The following is a 15,480-nucleotide window of genomic DNA, read 5'->3' as shown; positions in this document are numbered from 1 at the left end:
CGCCAACCACTTGGCAGGGACACAAGAACCGTACACGGAACGGCCGGGGCCGATCGACGGGATTATCTCCCCTCGACCGGCCCCGACATGAGCTGCGGTGATCAGCCTCGCGGCTTCTCGCGCATCTCGTACGTCGCGATGACGTCGTCGATCTTGATGTCGTTGAAGTTGCCGAGGTTGATACCGCCCTCGAACCCTTCGCGGATCTCGGTGACGTCGTCCTTGAAGCGGCGCAGACCGGAGATGTTGAGGCTCTCCGCGATGACCTTGCCGTCGCGGATGAGGCGCGCCTTGGTGTTGCGCTTGACCTCGCCCGACCGGACAAGAACACCGGCGATGTTGCCCAGCTTGGACGAGCGGAAGATCTCGCGGATCTCCGCCGTGCCGAGCTCGACCTCTTCGTACTCCGGCTTGAGCATGCCCTTGAGGGCCGCTTCGATCTCTTCGATCGCCTGGTAGATGACCGAGTAGTACCGGACGTCCACGCCTTCGCGGTCGGCCATCTGCGCGGCACGACCGGCCGCACGGACGTTGAAGCCGATCACGATCGCGTCGGAGCCGGTCGCCAGGTCGATGTCCGACTCGGTGACCGCACCCACGCCGCGGTGCAGGACGCGGATGTCGACCTCTTCGCCGACGTCGAGCTGGAGCAGCGAGGACTCGAGAGCCTCCACCGAACCGGACGCGTCGCCCTTGATGATGAGGTTGAGTTCCTGCACCAGACCGGCCTTGAGGGCCTCGTCCAGGTTCTCCAGGGAGAACCGCACACCCTTGCGGGCGAAGCGGACGTTGCGCTCACGGGCGGCACGCTTCTCGGCGATCTGACGGGCCGTACGGTCCTCGTCGACGACCAGGAAGTTGTCGCCGGCGCCCGGCACGTTGGTGAGACCGAGGACGAGGACCGGGGTCGAGGGACCCGCCTCGCTCACGTTCTCGCCCTTGTCGTCGAGCATCGCGCGGACTCGGCCGTACGCGTCGCCGACGACCATCGTGTCACCGACGCGGAGGGTACCGCGCTGGACCAGGACGGTCGCGACGGCGCCGCGGCCCTTGTCCAGGTGGGACTCGATCGCAATACCCTGCGCGTCCTGCTCCGGGTTGGCCCGCAGGTCGAGCGAGGCGTCCGCGGTCAGGACCACGGCCTCCAGGAGGGCCTCGATGTTCTGGCCCTGCTTGGCGGAGATGTCGACGAACATCGTGTCGCCGCCGTACTCCTCGGCGACCAGACCGAACTCGGTGAGCTGACCGCGCACCTTGGTCGGGTCGGCACCCTCGACGTCGATCTTGTTGACCGCGACCACGATCGGCACGTCGGCCGCCTTGGCGTGGTTCAGCGCCTCGATCGTCTGCGGCATCACACCGTCGTTGGCCGCGACCACGAGGATCGCGATGTCGGTGGACTTCGCACCACGGGCACGCATGGCGGTGAACGCCTCGTGACCGGGGGTGTCGATGAAGGTGATCTTGCGGTCTTCGTCGTTGACCTCGGCGGAGACCTGGTACGCACCGATGTGCTGCGTGATGCCGCCGGCCTCGCCCGCGATGACGTTCGTCTTGCGGATCGCGTCCAGGAGGCGGGTCTTTCCGTGGTCGACGTGACCCATGACGGTGACGACCGGCGGACGCGCCATGAGCGCTTCCTCGCCGCCCTCGTCCTCGCCGAACTCGATGTCGAAGGACTCGAGCAGCTCGCGGTCCTCCTCCTCGGGGCTGACGATCTCGAGGACGAAGTTCATCTCGTCCGCGAGCAGCTTCAGCGTCTCGTCCGGCACGGACTGCGTGGCCGTGACCATCTCGCCGAGGTTCATCATCACGCCGACGAGCGACGCCGGGTTGGCGTTGATCTTCTCGGCGAAGTCGGTCAGCGAGGCACCACGGGACAGGCGGACCGCCTGGCCGTTGCCCCTCGGCAGCATGACGCCGCCGACCGACGGAGCCTGCATCGACTCGTACTCCTGGCGCCTCTGCCGCTTCGACTTGCGACCGCGACGGGCGGGCCCGCCGGGACGGCCGAAGGCACCCTGCGTGCCACCACGGGCACCGGGACCGCCGGGACGACCGCCGAAGCCGGGACGACCGCCGCCACCGGGACGACCGGCGAAGCCGCCGCCACCGCCACCGGGACCACCGGGACGACCGGCGAAGCCGCCGCCACCGCCGCCGGGACGGCCCGCGAAGCCGCCGCCACCGGGACGACCGCCGCCACCGGCACCGCCGGGACGACCGCCACCGCCGGGACCACGGCCACCGCCGGGGCCACCACCGGGACGCGGGCCCGCGGCGGGACGCTGCGGCATCATGCCCGGGTTCGGACGGTTACCGCCGCCACCGGGGGCGCCGCCGGGACGCGGGGCACCTCCCTGCGGGCGGGGCATGCCGCCGGGCGTGGGGCGAGCGCCGCCCTGGCCCTGCGGACGGGGAGCACCCTGGCCGCCCTGGCCCTGCGGGCGCGGGGCGCCGCCGGGACCGCCGGGGCCACCCTGGCCGCCGGGACGCGGGGCGCCGCCCGGACGGGGCGCCTGCGGGCGCGCCATGCCGGTGGAGCCACCAGAGGTGAAGGGGTTGTTGCCGGGGCGCGGCCCTGCCGGACGGCCACCGGGGCGCGGAGCGCCGCCCTGGCCGCCGGGACGCGGGGCGCCGCCCTGACGGTTGTCGCCGCGGTCACCGCGACCGCCCTGACCCTGACCCTGACCACCCTGGCCGGGGGCCGGACGGGCACCGGGCTTCGGGGCACCCGGGCGAGCGCCCGGACGCGGGCCTGCCGGTGCCGAGGAGGCAGCCGGGGCGGCCGGCGGAGCGGTGAACTCCGGTGCGGCCGGAGCCGGGGTGACCGGCGCGGCGGGCGCGGCCGGAGCTGCCGGGGCCGGCTTGGGCGTCGGCGGCTTCGGGCCCGGACGCGGGCCGGGCGTGGCCGGCGAGGCCGCGGGCTTGTCGGCCGCGGCGGCGGGCTTCGCCGGCGCGGGCTTGGGCGCGGCCGGACCCGGACGGGCGGCCTGCGCGGGAGAGGGTGCCGACGGGGACGCCGGCTTGGGGGCGGCCTGCTTGCGCGGCGCCCCGGGCTTGGCGGCGGCCTTGCCGTTGCCACCGCCCTGGTTCAATGCGTCAGTCAGTTTGCGTACAACGGGCGCCTCGATCGTCGAGGACGCCGAACGTACGAATTCACCGAGTTCTTGGAGCTTGGCCATGACGACCTTGCTCTCTACGCCGAACTCCTTGGCGAGCTCGTATACCCGGACCTTAGCCACTTCGCTCCTTTTAGGTCCGGGTTACGCCGGACCGTCGCTACTTCATGGGCGTACTCATCGCGTGCTCATCGAGTGCTCATCGCAATCTCGACCTACTTCCAACTCGCGGAATACCAGGGCCGCGCGGGGTTCCGCGCGACCTTCCTTACGGTGTTGCCTGCTGGGCAACTGCCTCGACGGCTCGGCGCAAGTCCGCCGTGTCGAGCGGGCCCGGGGCCCGGAAGGCCCTCGGGAACGCTCTGCGTCGGACCGCCAGGTCGAGACAGACCGGGACGGGGTGGATATACGCACCCCGGCCGGGCAGCGTACCGCTTGGATCGGGGGCACAAGCGCCCTCTTTCGCCACGATGCGCAGCAGATCGCTCTTGGCCGCTCGCTCCCGGCACCCCACACAGGTGCGTTCAGGGCATGCGCGGGCTTGCGTCCGGCCAGACACGATTAAGTCTACCTCCCCGCACCGACCTCACCCCTTTGGGGCAAAAATCGAACGGCTGTTGTCTTGATCAGGACCCGATCAGGACTCGGAGGAGTCCTGCGGCTGCTCGGTGTCCGGGCGGATGTCGATGCGCCAGCCCGTGAGCCGTGCGGCGAGACGGGCGTTCTGCCCCTCCTTGCCGATGGCGAGTGACAGCTGGTAGTCCGGCACCGTCACCCGCGCGGACCGGGCCGCGAGGTCGACGATCTCCACCTTGCTGACCCGCGCCGGGGAGAGGGCGTGGGCGACCATCTCGGCCGGGTCGTCCGACCAGTCCACGATGTCGATCTTCTCGCCGTTGAGCTCGGCCATGACGTTGCGCACGCGCTGGCCCATCGGGCCGATGCAGGCACCCTTGGCGTTGAGGCCCGAGCGGGTCGAGCGCACCGCGATCTTGGTGCGGTGACCGGCCTCGCGGGCGATGGCCGAGATCTCGACCGACCCGTCGGCGATCTCCGGCACCTCAAGTGCGAAGAGCTTCTTGACGAGGTTGGGGTGCGTGCGCGAGAGCGTGACCGAGGGGCCGCGGACACCCTTCGCCACCCGGACGACGTACGAACGAAGGCGCAGACCGTGGCCGTACTCCTCGCCGGGCACCTGCTCCTGCACCGGCAGGATGGCCTCGAGCTTGCCGATGTCGACGAGCACGTTCTTCGGGTCGCGGCCCTGCTGGACGACGCCGGTGACGATGTCGCCCTCGCGGCCCGCGTACTCGCCGAGGGTCGCGTCGTCCTGAGCGTCGCGCAGGCGCTGCAGGATGACCTGCTTGGCGGTCGTCGCGGCGATGCGGCCGAAGTCGGACGGGGTGTCGTCGAACTCCTTGGGCTCCTGGCCCTCCTCGAGGTCCGCCGGGTCCTCCGTCGCCCACACCGTGACGTGGCCGCTGTCGCGGTCCAGCTTCACGCGGGCGCGACGGAAGCTGCCGTCGGTGCGGTGGTAGGCGATGAGGAGGGCCGACTCGATCGCCTCGACCAGCAGGTCGAAGGAGATCTCCTTCTCCCGGACCAGACCCCGCAGGGCACTCATGTCGATGTCCACGGCTACGCCTCCTCTTCCTTCTTGTCCTTGCGGTTGAACTCGACCTCGACGCGCGCCTTGGCGATCTCGTCGAAGGCGAGCCTGCGGGCGGTGGGCTTGCGCCCCTTCACGCCCGGTACTTCCAGATCCACGCCTTCGTCGTCCACCTCGAGGATGCGGGCGATCAGCTCGCCGCCCTCCGTCAGCTGGAACTTCACCAGGCGGCCGACGGCACGCAGGTAGTGGCGGTGCTCCGTCAGCGGGCGCTCGGCGCCCGGGGAACCGACTTCGAGGGTGTACTCCCCGTCGCCCATCGCGTCGCTCTCGTCGAGCTTCTCGGAGAGTTCGCGGCTGATCTCGGCGATCTGGTCCAGGTCCACGCCGTCGTCGGAATCGATCACGACTCGCAGCACCCGCTTGCGTCCGACCGAGGCCACTTCGATCTCTTCGAGATCCAGTTCCTTCGAGCTGACGAGCGGTTCCAGCAGTTCTCGCAGCCTCTCGCTCTGGGTGGTGCTCATCCGGGTGACTCCTCGGCCGCGTGTGCTGTTGTGGGATCGTCGTGTGTCAGGTCAAAGGGTATCCGGTCCGGAGGGGTGTTGCCGCCCGCCGTCCGGCCGCTCCGCGGACGCCGGCCGCCCGGCTTCGAGCCGCTCACGAGTACGAGGCACGGCCGAAGGTACGGTGATCACCGGGCTCCCGCCCGGCTTCGCCCGCCCACCTTCTGACTGCCTGCCTTTCTGGCCTTCCTGCCGAGGACGTCTGCCGTGCCGTCGTATCCCACCCCCTCGCACACCCGCCCGGGTCCGCGCCGCAGGAGTCTGCTGACCGGGGCCGCGGCCTCGGCGGCCGGGGCCGTGCTGCTCACGGGCTGCTCGGACTCCGGTTCCGGGGACGCGGACGAGAGCCCTTCCGCCACCGCACGGCTGCGCGCCGGTGCCGCCCGGGACAGCAAGGAACTGCTCGGACGGTACGACGCCGTCCTCGCCGCGCATCCCTCGCTGGCCGGACGCCTCGACCCGCTGCGGTCGGAGGTGAAGCAGCACGCGACGGTCCTCGCCGAGGGTGCCGCTCCCCCGGCCTCACCGTCCGGCTCCCCCTCCGCTTCCGGGTCGCCCGCGCCGAAGCCGTCCGTCCCCGAGGACGAGAAGGACGCCGTGCGCGACCTCGCCAAGGCCGAGCGGGAGCTCGCGAAGCAGCGCGGCAACGCCCTGCTCGACGCGCCCGCGGAGCTGGCGAGGCTGCTGGCTTCGGTGGCCGCCGCGGGCGCGGCGCACGCGTATCTGCTGACGGAGGGCGACAAGTGAGCGATTCCAAGGATGAGTTGAAGGCGGTACAGGCGGCCCTCGGCGCCGAGCACGCCGCCGTGTACGGCTTCGGGGTCGTCGGCGCCCGCATCGGCGAGGGCCGCAGGTCCGAGGCGCGCACGGCGTACGACGCGCATCGCGCTCGGCGCGACGAGCTGCAGCGCGCCGTGCGCGACCTGGGCGGCGATCCCGAGCCCTCGGCCGCCGCCTACGCCCTTCCGTTCGCGGTGCCGGACTCGGCGGCGGCCGCGCGGCTCGCGACGCAGCTCGAGGAGCGGGTCGCGGGCGTCTACTCGGACCTCGTACGCGCTTCCACCGGCGCCCGGCGCGGGCGGGCGGCCGAGGCGCTGCGGGAGGCGGCGGTCCGTGCGGCGCGGTGGCGCGAGGGGAGCGTAGCCTTCCCTGGTCTCGCCGAGCGCACCGCCGGGGCGGACAGCTCCGCACCGGCGACGCCCAAGGCGTAGGCCCTCACGACCGTCAGGAAGGGAACACCTCGCGTATGGCTCTCCAACCGCCTCCGCGTCTCGTCACCGCTCTCGGCGAGACGGCGCAGGACGGCGACGACTGGCTGGAGAAGCTGCCCGAGGCAGCTGAACAGGCCGCCGCTCTACGTGAGTTGACCGTCGAACGGGTCCATGTGCCCGGCGGGCGCAGCAGCCTCGTCGTCCTGGTGCGGTGCGCCGACGGCACGCCCGCGGTGCTGAAGCTGGTGCCGCCGAGGTCGCGCCCCGCCGGCGAGCGGGCCGCACTCGCGCACTGGGGCGGGTTCGGTGCCGTACGGCTCCTCGATCCCTCCGCGTCGGACGGGGCACTGCTCCTTGAACGGCTGCACCGCGACGTGTCGGTCCGTTCGCTGCCGGAGGCCAAGGCCCTGCTCGAAGCGGCGGGCACACTGCGCCGGCTGTGGGTGGAGCCGCCCGCGGAGCACCGCTTCGAGACGGTCGCCGAGCGGACGGGGCGACAGGCCGACGCCATGCGGGCGTCCGCGGACGCGGAGGTCGCACCGCTGGTCGATGCGGCGCTCGCGGCGCGGGAGGAGTTGCTCGGCGGTGACGCGGAGGTGCGGCTGCTGCACGGCACCTTCCGGCAGAGCAAGGTGCTTCAGGGGGATCGGGTGCCGTGGCTGGCCGTGGGGCCTGATCCGGTGGTGGGAGAGTGCGCGTTCGATCTGGCGCGGCTTGTGCGGGACCGGGTGGAGGACCTGATCGCCTCGCCCTCGGGGGCGTCGATCACCCGCCGCCGGGTGAAGAAGCTGGCCGAGTCGCTGGACGTGGATCAGGAGCGACTGCGGGGGTGGACCCTGTTCCGGGCCGTGGAGTCGGGCGTACGGGCGCGCCGGGTCGGCCGTGAGCAGGACGCTGAGCTGCTGCTTGAGTTCGCGGGGTGGCTCTAGCCGGCGGGGGCGCCGGGACTGGCGGGGCGCCTTGGCGTGCCGTCATCACCGGCTTCGCCGAGTTCGTCCTCAAACGCCGGACGGGCTGAAGTTCCAGCCCGTCCGGCGCAGGAATTACGCCGTGAGGCGCGCGATCGCCTCCGCCACCGTCAGCTCCTCGCGCTCGCCCGTGCGGCGGTCCTTCAGTTCGACGACGCCCTCGGCGGAGCGGCGGCCCGCGACGAGGATGGTCGGGACGCCGATCAGCTCCGCGTCCGTGAACTTCACGCCGGGCGAGACGCCTGCCCGGTCGTCGACCAGGACCCGCACGCCCGCGGCGTTCAGCTGCTCGGAGACGTCGAGGGCGAGCTCCGTCTGGAGGGCCTTGCCCGCGGCCACCACGTGGACGTCGGCGGGGGCGATCTCCTTGGGCCAGCACAGGCCCTTCTCGTCCGCCGTCTGCTCGGCGAGCGCCGCCACCGCGCGCGAGACGCCGATGCCGTACGAGCCCATGGTCACGCGGACCGGCTTGCCCTGCTGGCCCAGGACGTCGAGCTGGAAGGCGTCGGCGAACTTGCGGCCCAGCTGGAAGATGTGGCCGATCTCGATGGCGCGGTCCAGCTTCAGGCCGGTGCCGCACTTGGGGCAGGGGTCGCCCTCTTCGACGACCACGACATCGAGGTACTCGTCGACCTCGAAGTCACGGCCCGCGACGACGTTCTTCGCGTGCGTGTTGACCTTGTTCGCGCCGGTGATCCAGGCGGTGCCCGCAGCCACCCGCGGGTCGGCGATGTAGCGGACCTTCTCCAGGCCCTGCGGGCCGACGTATCCGCGTACGAGATCGTCGCGGCCCTCGAAGTCCTCGGCCGTCACCAGCTCCACGACGGCGGGCGAGAGGTGCTCGCCGAGCTTGCCGAGGTCGACCTCGCGGTCACCGGGGACGCCCACGGCGACGATCTCGCCGTCGACCTTGACCAGGAGGTTCTTCAGGGTCGCGGACGCGGGTACGCCGAGGTGGGCCGCGAGCGTCTCGATGGTCGGGGTGTCGGGGGTGTCCAGGTCCTCGACGGGGCCGTGCGCCGAGCCGTCGGCGGTCTCGGTGACGACGAAGGAGACTGCCTCGGTGTTGGCCGCGTAGTCGCAGGCGGGGCAGTCCACGAAGGTGTCCTCGCCGGCCGGCGCGGGCGCCAGGAACTCCTCGGACGCGGAGCCGCCCATCGCGCCGGAGACGGCGGAGACGATGCGGTGGTCGAGGCCGAGGCGCTCGAAGATCTTGATGTACGCGGCGCGGTGCAGGTCGTAGGACTCGCCCAGGCCCTCGTCGGTCGTGTCGAAGGAGTACGAGTCCTTCATCTGGAACTCACGGCCGCGGAGCACACCGGCGCGGGGACGGGCCTCGTCGCGGTACTTCGTCTGGATCTGGTACAGGATCACCGGCAGGTCCTTGTAGGACGAGCACTGGTCCTTGACGATCTGGGTGAAGATCTCCTCGTGCGTGGGACCGAGGAGGTAGTCCGCGCCCTTGCGGTCCTTGAGGCGGAACAGCAGGTCGCCGTACTCGTCGTACCGGCCCGTGGCGTCGTACGACTCCTTGGGCAGGAGCGCGGGCAGGAGGACTTCCTGGGCGCCGATGGCGTCCATCTCCTCGCGCACGACGTGGGTGATGTTCTCCAGGACCTTCTTGCCCAGCGGCAGCCAGGACCAGATGCCTGCGGCGGTGCGGCGGACGTAGCCGGCCCGGACGAGGAGCTTGTGGTTGAGCGTCTCGGCGTCCGCCGGGTCGTCGCGCAGTGTCTTGATCATCAATCGGGACATGCGCTGGACCTGGGCCATGGTGAACTCCTGCGTGGAAAGGGTGATGGGCAGGAGGTTACTTGGGGGCCGGGGGCGGGCGGAAATCGGTTAGGCGCCGGGCCGCCTCAGCGGCAGCGGGGCACCCATCACCGCGTACGGCCTCGATGCGCTGGGGAACTGAACGTTGCGGGCCAGGTCCGCGTAGCCCAGGGAGCGGTAGAGGCCGCGTGCGGGGCTCTCCGTGTCGATCGCGGAGAGGATCGAGCGGGGCTGGCGGACGGCGTCCGTGATGGTGGTGATCAGGGTGCGGCCGACTCCGCGGTTCTGGTGTCCCGGCTGTACGTGGAGCTCGGTGATCACGAAGGAGTCGTCGAGCCAGCCGTCCAGGTCACCGGCGCGCAGATACGGTTCGACGACCGTGGACCACCAGTGGCCGCGGTCGTTGGGCATGCCGTAGACGAAGCCGACGAGCCGCCCCTCGGGGGTGGTGGCGCCAAGCGCGCGGGCGCCGGGGTAAGTGATGTGCCGCAGCACGATCTGCCGCCGTACGGACACCTCGTCGTCGCTGAGCCCGAAGGCGTGGGCCTGCACCCGCAGCGCTTCGTCCACGTGCGTGGCGAGGTCCAGGGGCCCGATCGCGACGTCGTCAGTCATGCGCCGAACTTTAACTCGCGGACGCGGTCAGGTGAGGGGCGCGGTGCGGGTCGCGGGGGTCGCTGGGGGCTGGAAGGGGGGAGCTAGAACAGGACGCTCATGAACGCCCCGACTTCCTTGAACCCCACTCGCCGGTACGCCGCCCGGGCCGCGGTGTTGAAGTCGTTGACGTAGAGGCTGACGACCGGGGAGACGTCCGCGAGGGCGTAGCGCAGGACGGCTGCCATGCCGGGCGCCGCGTAGCCCTGGCCGCGGTACTCGGGGGCCACCCAGACGCCCTGCACCTGGCAGGCCTGCGCCGTGGCCGCGCCGATCTCGGCCTTGAAGATGACCTTGCCGTCACGGTCGAGGCGCGCGAACGAGCGACCCGCGCCCACCAGTTCGGCGACGCGGGCCTGGTAGAGCAGGCCGCCGTCGCCGGCGAGCGGCGAGATGCCGACCTCCTCGGTGAACATCGCCACGCAGGCGGGCATGATCGTCTCCATCTCGTCCTTGCGGACGCGACGGACGTACGGATCGGGGACGATGTCCGCCGGGAGCCGGTCGGTGACCATCAGGGGCTGCTGGGCGCGGACTTCGCGGGCGGGGCCCCAGGAGGGTTCGAGGAGGCGCCAGAGCTGGGCCGTGGGCTCGGCGGGGCCGACTATGGAGGAGCAGCGGCGGCCTGCCCTGCGGGCGCGGTCTGCGAAGGCGCGGATCGCTCGCGGGGTCGCGCAGATCGGGACGAGGTTCGCACCCGCGTAGCAGAGGGACTCCAGCATTCCGTCCTGGTACCAGCCCCACATCTCGCCGCCGAGGCGCCACGGGTCGAGGCCCGCGACGCGGACCCGTGAGGTCACGAAGGCGTTGGCCACCGGCTCGCGGTCGAGCACGGCGAGCGCGGCGTCCAGGTCACTCGGTTCAAGGACCCTGGTGGTGGTCTGAGTCAACACGTGCGGGGGCCTCATCATTACAGTCTGCTGATCTCCGCACTGTACCTGGCGAGGGCGCCTTGTGCGGGGTGCCTTCTGTCCTCCGGGACCTCGCCTGGTGGGGGGCCGCGCTGTGCCCGGCGGGGCGTCGCCTTCTCCGGCTGGGGCGTTGCCTTGCCCGGCGGGGGTGCGCGCCCTGTCCGGCGGGGGCATCGCCGCGGGCGGTGTGGGTCTCGCCTTGCCCGGCGGGGTATTCGCCCTGTCCGGCAGGGGACTCGCCTTGCCCGGCGGGGGTACCCGCCGCGGGCGGTGTGGGTCTCGCCTTGCCCGGCGGGGGTGCTCGCCGCGGGCGGCTGCCGCCCGGTGGGGCCGGAGCCTTTTCGCCGCTTCGCGGCGGAGTTTTCCCGCCCACCCACCCGAGCACCCTGGGTAATCGGGTGGGTGGGCGGGAGACATCCGCCGCGAAGCGGCGGTCCAGGCCGGAGGTGGGCGAGAGACATCCGCCGCGAAGCGGCGGCCCGGGCCGGAAGTGGGCGGGAGGCGTCCGCTGCGAAGTGGTGGTTCAGGTCGCAGGCGGGCGGGAGGCCTCGGTGTGCGAAGCGGCCGGACGCAGGGGCGGGGGGCTCCGGGTGGGAGTGGTCCGTAGGTGCACGCTCAGGCGCCCGCAGGCAGCGCGTGGGCCCCGCCACCGGGTGGTGGCGGGGCCCAGAGAGCGCCGTTCAAGTCGAGCGCAGCGACCTAGCCGGCGACCGCCACCGTCGGCTCGCCCGACGGGATTCCGTCCTTTTCCATCTGTTCGGCGATCTTCATCGCCTCGTCGATGAGGGTCTCCACGATCTTCGATTCGGGGACGGTCTTGATGACCTCGCCCTTGACGAAGATCTGGCCCTTGCCGTTGCCGGACGCGACGCCGAGGTCGGCCTCGCGGGCCTCGCCGGGGCCGTTCACGACGCAGCCCATGACGGCGACGCGGAGGGGGACCTCCATGCCGTCGAGGCCCGCGGTGACCTCCTCGGCCAGCTTGTAGACGTCGACCTGGGCGCGGCCGCAGGACGGGCAGGAGACGATCTCCAGGCGGCGCGGCTTGAGGTTGAGGGACTCCAGGATCTGGAGGCCGACCTTGATCTCCTCCACCGGCGGGGCCGAGAGGGAGACGCGGATCGTGTCGCCGATGCCCTCGGAGAGCAGCGCGCCGAAGGCGACCGCCGACTTGATCGTGCCCTGGAAGGCGGGACCGGCCTCGGTCACGCCGAGGTGCAGGGGGTAGTCGCAGGCCGCGGCCAGCTGGCGGTAGGCGTTGACCATGACCACCGGGTCGTTGTGCTTGACCGAGATCTTGATGTCCCGGAAGCCGTGCTCCTCGAAGAGCGACGCCTCCCAGAGGGCGGATTCGACCAGCGCCTCCGGGGTGGCCTTGCCGTACTTCTTGAGCAGCCGCGCGTCCAGCGAGCCCGCGTTCACGCCGATCCGGATCGGGGTGCCCGCGTCGTTCGCGGCCCGCGCGATCTCCTTGACCTTGTCGTCGAACTGCTTGATGTTGCCCGGGTTCACACGGACAGCGGCGCAGCCCGCGTCGATCGCCGCGAAGACGTACTTCGGCTGGAAGTGAATGTCGGCGATCACCGGGATCTGCGACTTGCGCGCGATCGTGGCGAGGGCGTCCGCGTCGTCCTGCGTAGGACAGGCGACCCGCACGATCTGGCAGCCGGACGCGGTCAGCTCCGCGATCTGCTGCAGCGTCGCCCCGATGTCGGACGTACGCGTCGTCGTCATCGACTGCACCGACACAGGTGCGTCCCCGCCGACGGCGACCGTACCGACCTGGATCTTGCGGCTGACCCTGCGGTCGGCGAGCTTGGTCGGTACGGACGGGATTCCGAGAGAAACGGCAGTCATCTGGCGTGCATCCCCAAGGTGTGGATCAAGGTCCCGAGTTCGGCGGGCTCCAGGCTTCGAGATTACGGCACCCCATGGGGCCCGGGCACATCCCGCCCCCAAGTCCACCCAATGGTGGGCGGCCGGACACATAGCGTGTCCGGCCGCCGCAAACTCCGCGTTATCAGGAGATTCTTACCGGGTTAACTACATCCGCGATCAGAACGAGGATCGTGAAGCAGATGAAGATTCCGGCCACCACGTACGCGACCGGCATCAGCTTCGCGACGTCGAAGGGGCCCGGGTCGGGCCGCTTCAGGAGCTTGGCCGCGTGGCGTCGCAGCGACTCCCACAGCGCGCCCGCGATGTGCCCGCCGTCCAGCGGCAGGAGCGGCAGCATGTTGAACAGGAACAGGGAGAGGTTGAAGCCCGCGACCAGGAACAGCATCATCGCGACCTGGTTCTCCGGCGGGATGTCCAGGGTGAAGACCTCGCCGCCCACGCGGGCCGCGCCGACGACGCCCATCGGGGAGTCCTGCTTGCGGTCGCCGTCCCCGAAGGCCGCGTCCCACAGATCGGGGATCTTGGACGGCAGGGCGACGAGCGACTCGACGCCGTTCTCCATCATGTCGCCCATACGGTTCACGGAGTCGCCGAAGCTCTGCTTGACGATGCCGGTGGCGGGGGTGAAGCCGAGGAAGCCCGCGTAGACGTACTTCCCTTCCACATAGCCGCCGTCGCCGTCCGTCTTGCTGACCTGGTTCTTGATCAGGTTCGCGTGCAGGTCGATCTGCTTGCCGTCGCGCTCGACCGTGATGGTGGCCGGGCCGATAGTCTCGCGGATCTTCCCCTGGAGCGCGGACCAGTCGTCGACGGGCTTCCCCTGGAAGCCGACGATCTTGTCGCCGAGCTTGAGGCCGGCCGCCTTGGCGGGCGCGGCCGTGTCGCCCTTCGCGCACTTGGTGCGGTTCTCGCTCTGCTGGATGACGCAGTCGGACACCTTGCCGACCGTCGTCGTCTGGGTGCTGATGCCGAACGTCATCATCACGCCGAGGAAGATCACCACGGCGAGGATCAGGTTCATGAACGGGCCCGCGAACATCACGATCACGCGCTTCCACGGCTTGCGCGTGTAGAAGAGGCGGGTCTCGTCGCCGGGCTTGAGCTCCTCGAAGGCGGCCGACCGGGCGTCCTCGATCATGCCGCGCCAGGGGGACGTCGAGCGTGCCTCTATACGGCCGTCGGGGCCCGGCGGGAACATGCCGATCATGCGGATGTAGCCGCCGAGGGGGATGGCCTTGACGCCGTACTCGGTGTCGCCCTTCTTGCGCGAGAAGATCGTCGGGCCGAAGCCGACCATGTACTGCGGCACGCGGATGCCGAACAGCTTGGCGGTCGACAGGTGGCCCAGCTCGTGCCAGGCGATCGAGAACAGCAGCCCGACCGCGAAGACGACTATGCCGAGGATCATCATCAGGGTCGTCATGCGCGGGCCTCCGCGGTCGCCTTCGCCGTCAGTTCACGGGCCCGGGCGCGCGCCCAGGTCTCCGCTTCGAGGACGTCCGCGACGGTCAGGGAAGTTCCCGCGGACGGTGTGCCGTGTTCGGCCACGACCTCCGTCACGGTCTCCATGATCCCGTTGAAGGGCAGGGCGCCGTTCAGGAACGCGTCCACGCACTCCTCGTTGGCGGCATTGAACACTGCCGGAGCCGTGCCCGCGAGCTTGCCCACGTGCCGGGCGAGCCCGACCGACGGAAAAGCGTCGTTGTCGAGGGGGAAGAACTCCCAGCTCGACGCCTTCGTCCAGTCGAAGGCGGGTGCGGCGTCCGGCACGCGCTCGGGCCAGCCGATGCCGATGGCGATCGGGCCGCTCATGTCGGGCGGCGTGGCCTGGGCCAGCGTCGATCCGTCGGTGAACTCGACCATGGAGTGCACGTAGGACTGCGGGTGGACGACGACCTCGATGCGCTCGAAGGGGATGTCGTAGAGGAGGTGTGCCTCGATGACCTCCAGGCCCTTGTTGACGAGCGTCGCGGAGTTGACCGTGATGACCGGGCCCATGGCCCAGGTGGGGTGCGCGAGCGCGTCCTTCGGTGTGACGTTCGCCAGATCGGCCTTCGTACGTCCCCGGAAGGGGCCGCCGGAGGCCGTGACGACCAGCTTGCGCACGTCGGCGCGGGTGCCCGCGGCGAGCGCCTGGAAGAGCGCGGCGTGCTCGGAGTCGACCGGGATGATCTGCCCCGGCTTGGCGAGGGCCTTCACCAGCGGGCCGCCGACGATCAGCGACTCCTTGTTGGCGAGGGCGAGCGTGCGGCCCGCTTCGAGCGCGGCGAGGGTGGGCGCGAGCCCGATGGAGCCGGTGATGCCGTTCAGCACGGTGTGGCAGTCGGAGGCGGCGAGCTGGGTCGCCGCCTCGGGCCCGGCGAGGATCTCGGGCAGCGGCTCACCGCCGTACTGCCCCTTCAGCGCCTCGCGCAGCGCCGGTACGACGTCCTCGCGGGCCACGGCCACGGTCCGCACCCGCAGCTGCCTGGCCTGCTCGGCGAGCAGCGCGACGCGGCCGCCCGCGGCGGAGAGCGCGGTGACGCGGAAGCGACGGGGGTTGCGCAGGACGAGGTCGATGGCCTGGGTGCCGATCGACCCGGTCGAGCCGAGGATGACGATGTCCCGCGGACCGTCCGTCACGACGGGGTCGAAGACGAGATGCGGGTCGGCGAGGGGGGCTGGACTGTCGCTCATCCCCCCATTCTTGCCTGGGCGGCGGCGTGAGGAGACACTGCGCCCCGATCCGGTCGGCCGGAATCGTGTTCCGGGGCGTCCCTGTGCGAGC

Annotated in this window: 13 protein-coding genes; 3 read left to right on the top strand and 10 right to left on the bottom strand. The window is 71.1% G+C overall.

Annotated elements, in window-relative coordinates:
* Positions 1-101: 101 nt before the first annotated feature.
* The 4 genes from infB to rimP form a co-directional block, all read right to left on the bottom strand.
* Positions 102-3,245, bottom strand: a complete 3,144-nt coding sequence (infB, locus tag ABZ906_RS36305) for a translation initiation factor IF-2 (RefSeq protein WP_361193922.1) — start codon at positions 3,243-3,245, stop codon at positions 102-104.
* Between the two features lie 145 nt (positions 3,246-3,390).
* A complete protein-coding gene (locus tag ABZ906_RS36300) occupies positions 3,391-3,681 on the bottom strand; it encodes a DUF448 domain-containing protein (RefSeq protein WP_361390097.1) in 291 nt (96 codons plus the stop codon).
* A 78-nt stretch (positions 3,682-3,759) separates the two neighbouring features.
* Positions 3,760-4,758 (bottom strand): transcription termination factor NusA, encoded by a 999-nt coding sequence (gene nusA, locus ABZ906_RS36295; RefSeq protein WP_361193925.1) that lies wholly within the window; start codon positions 4,756-4,758, stop codon positions 3,760-3,762.
* A 2-nt stretch (positions 4,759-4,760) separates the two neighbouring features.
* Positions 4,761-5,258 carry a ribosome maturation factor RimP gene (gene rimP / locus ABZ906_RS36290; protein ID WP_361390095.1) on the bottom strand — a complete coding sequence of 166 codons (498 nt, stop codon included), beginning with the start codon at positions 5,256-5,258 and terminating at the stop codon, positions 4,761-4,763.
* Positions 5,259-5,504: 246 nt separating this feature from the next.
* Here rimP and ABZ906_RS36285 point away from each other — a divergent pair, with 246 nt between their 5' ends.
* From ABZ906_RS36285 to ABZ906_RS36275, 3 genes are read left to right on the top strand one after another with little or no spacing between them, the layout of a single operon-like run.
* Entirely contained in the window at positions 5,505-6,044 is a 540-nt protein-coding gene (locus ABZ906_RS36285) for a hypothetical protein (RefSeq protein ID WP_361390093.1), read from the top strand.
* Positions 6,041-6,508 (top strand): ferritin-like domain-containing protein, encoded by a 468-nt coding sequence (locus ABZ906_RS36280; protein ID WP_361193933.1) that lies wholly within the window; start codon positions 6,041-6,043, stop codon positions 6,506-6,508. Before ABZ906_RS36285 ends, ABZ906_RS36280 begins: the two co-directional genes overlap by 4 nt.
* A 35-nt stretch (positions 6,509-6,543) precedes the next feature.
* Entirely contained in the window at positions 6,544-7,437 is an 894-nt protein-coding gene (locus tag ABZ906_RS36275; protein WP_361193936.1) for an aminoglycoside phosphotransferase family protein, read from the top strand.
* Between the two features lie 114 nt (positions 7,438-7,551).
* Here ABZ906_RS36275 and ABZ906_RS36270 read toward each other — a convergent pair whose 3' ends face one another.
* The 6 genes from ABZ906_RS36270 to dxr all read right to left on the bottom strand — a co-directional run bounded on the left by ABZ906_RS36270 (position 7,552) and on the right by dxr (position 15,389).
* Complete coding sequence (locus ABZ906_RS36270; protein ID WP_361193938.1) at positions 7,552-9,249, bottom strand: proline--tRNA ligase; 1,698 nt, start codon at positions 9,247-9,249, stop codon at positions 7,552-7,554.
* Between the two features lie 69 nt (positions 9,250-9,318).
* On the bottom strand, positions 9,319-9,864 hold the full coding sequence (locus ABZ906_RS36265; RefSeq protein WP_361390091.1) for a GNAT family N-acetyltransferase: 546 nt from the start codon (positions 9,862-9,864) through the stop codon (positions 9,319-9,321).
* A gap of 83 nt (positions 9,865-9,947) precedes the next feature.
* A complete protein-coding gene (locus ABZ906_RS36260) occupies positions 9,948-10,796 on the bottom strand; it encodes a GNAT family N-acetyltransferase (RefSeq protein ID WP_361390089.1) in 849 nt (282 codons plus the stop codon).
* Between the two features lie 717 nt (positions 10,797-11,513).
* Entirely contained in the window at positions 11,514-12,671 is a 1,158-nt protein-coding gene (ispG, locus tag ABZ906_RS36255) for a flavodoxin-dependent (E)-4-hydroxy-3-methylbut-2-enyl-diphosphate synthase (protein WP_361193946.1), read from the bottom strand.
* 163 nt (positions 12,672-12,834) lie between these two features.
* Entirely contained in the window at positions 12,835-14,136 is a 1,302-nt protein-coding gene (locus ABZ906_RS36250) for a site-2 protease family protein (RefSeq protein WP_361193949.1), read from the bottom strand.
* Positions 14,133-15,389: a 1-deoxy-D-xylulose-5-phosphate reductoisomerase gene (gene dxr / locus ABZ906_RS36245; protein WP_361193951.1), complete on the bottom strand. Its 1,257-nt coding sequence runs from the start codon at positions 15,387-15,389 to the stop codon at positions 14,133-14,135. The genes ABZ906_RS36250 and dxr overlap by 4 nt, the downstream gene beginning before the upstream one ends.
* Positions 15,390-15,480: the final 91 nt, after the last annotated feature.

This window comes from Streptomyces sp. NPDC046925 (assembly GCF_040644915.1).
In the GTDB taxonomy this organism is placed as follows: domain Bacteria; phylum Actinomycetota; class Actinomycetes; order Streptomycetales; family Streptomycetaceae; genus Streptomyces.
Note: the sequence above shows the minus strand (reverse complement) of the source record. Positions and strands in the feature narration are given on the sequence as shown.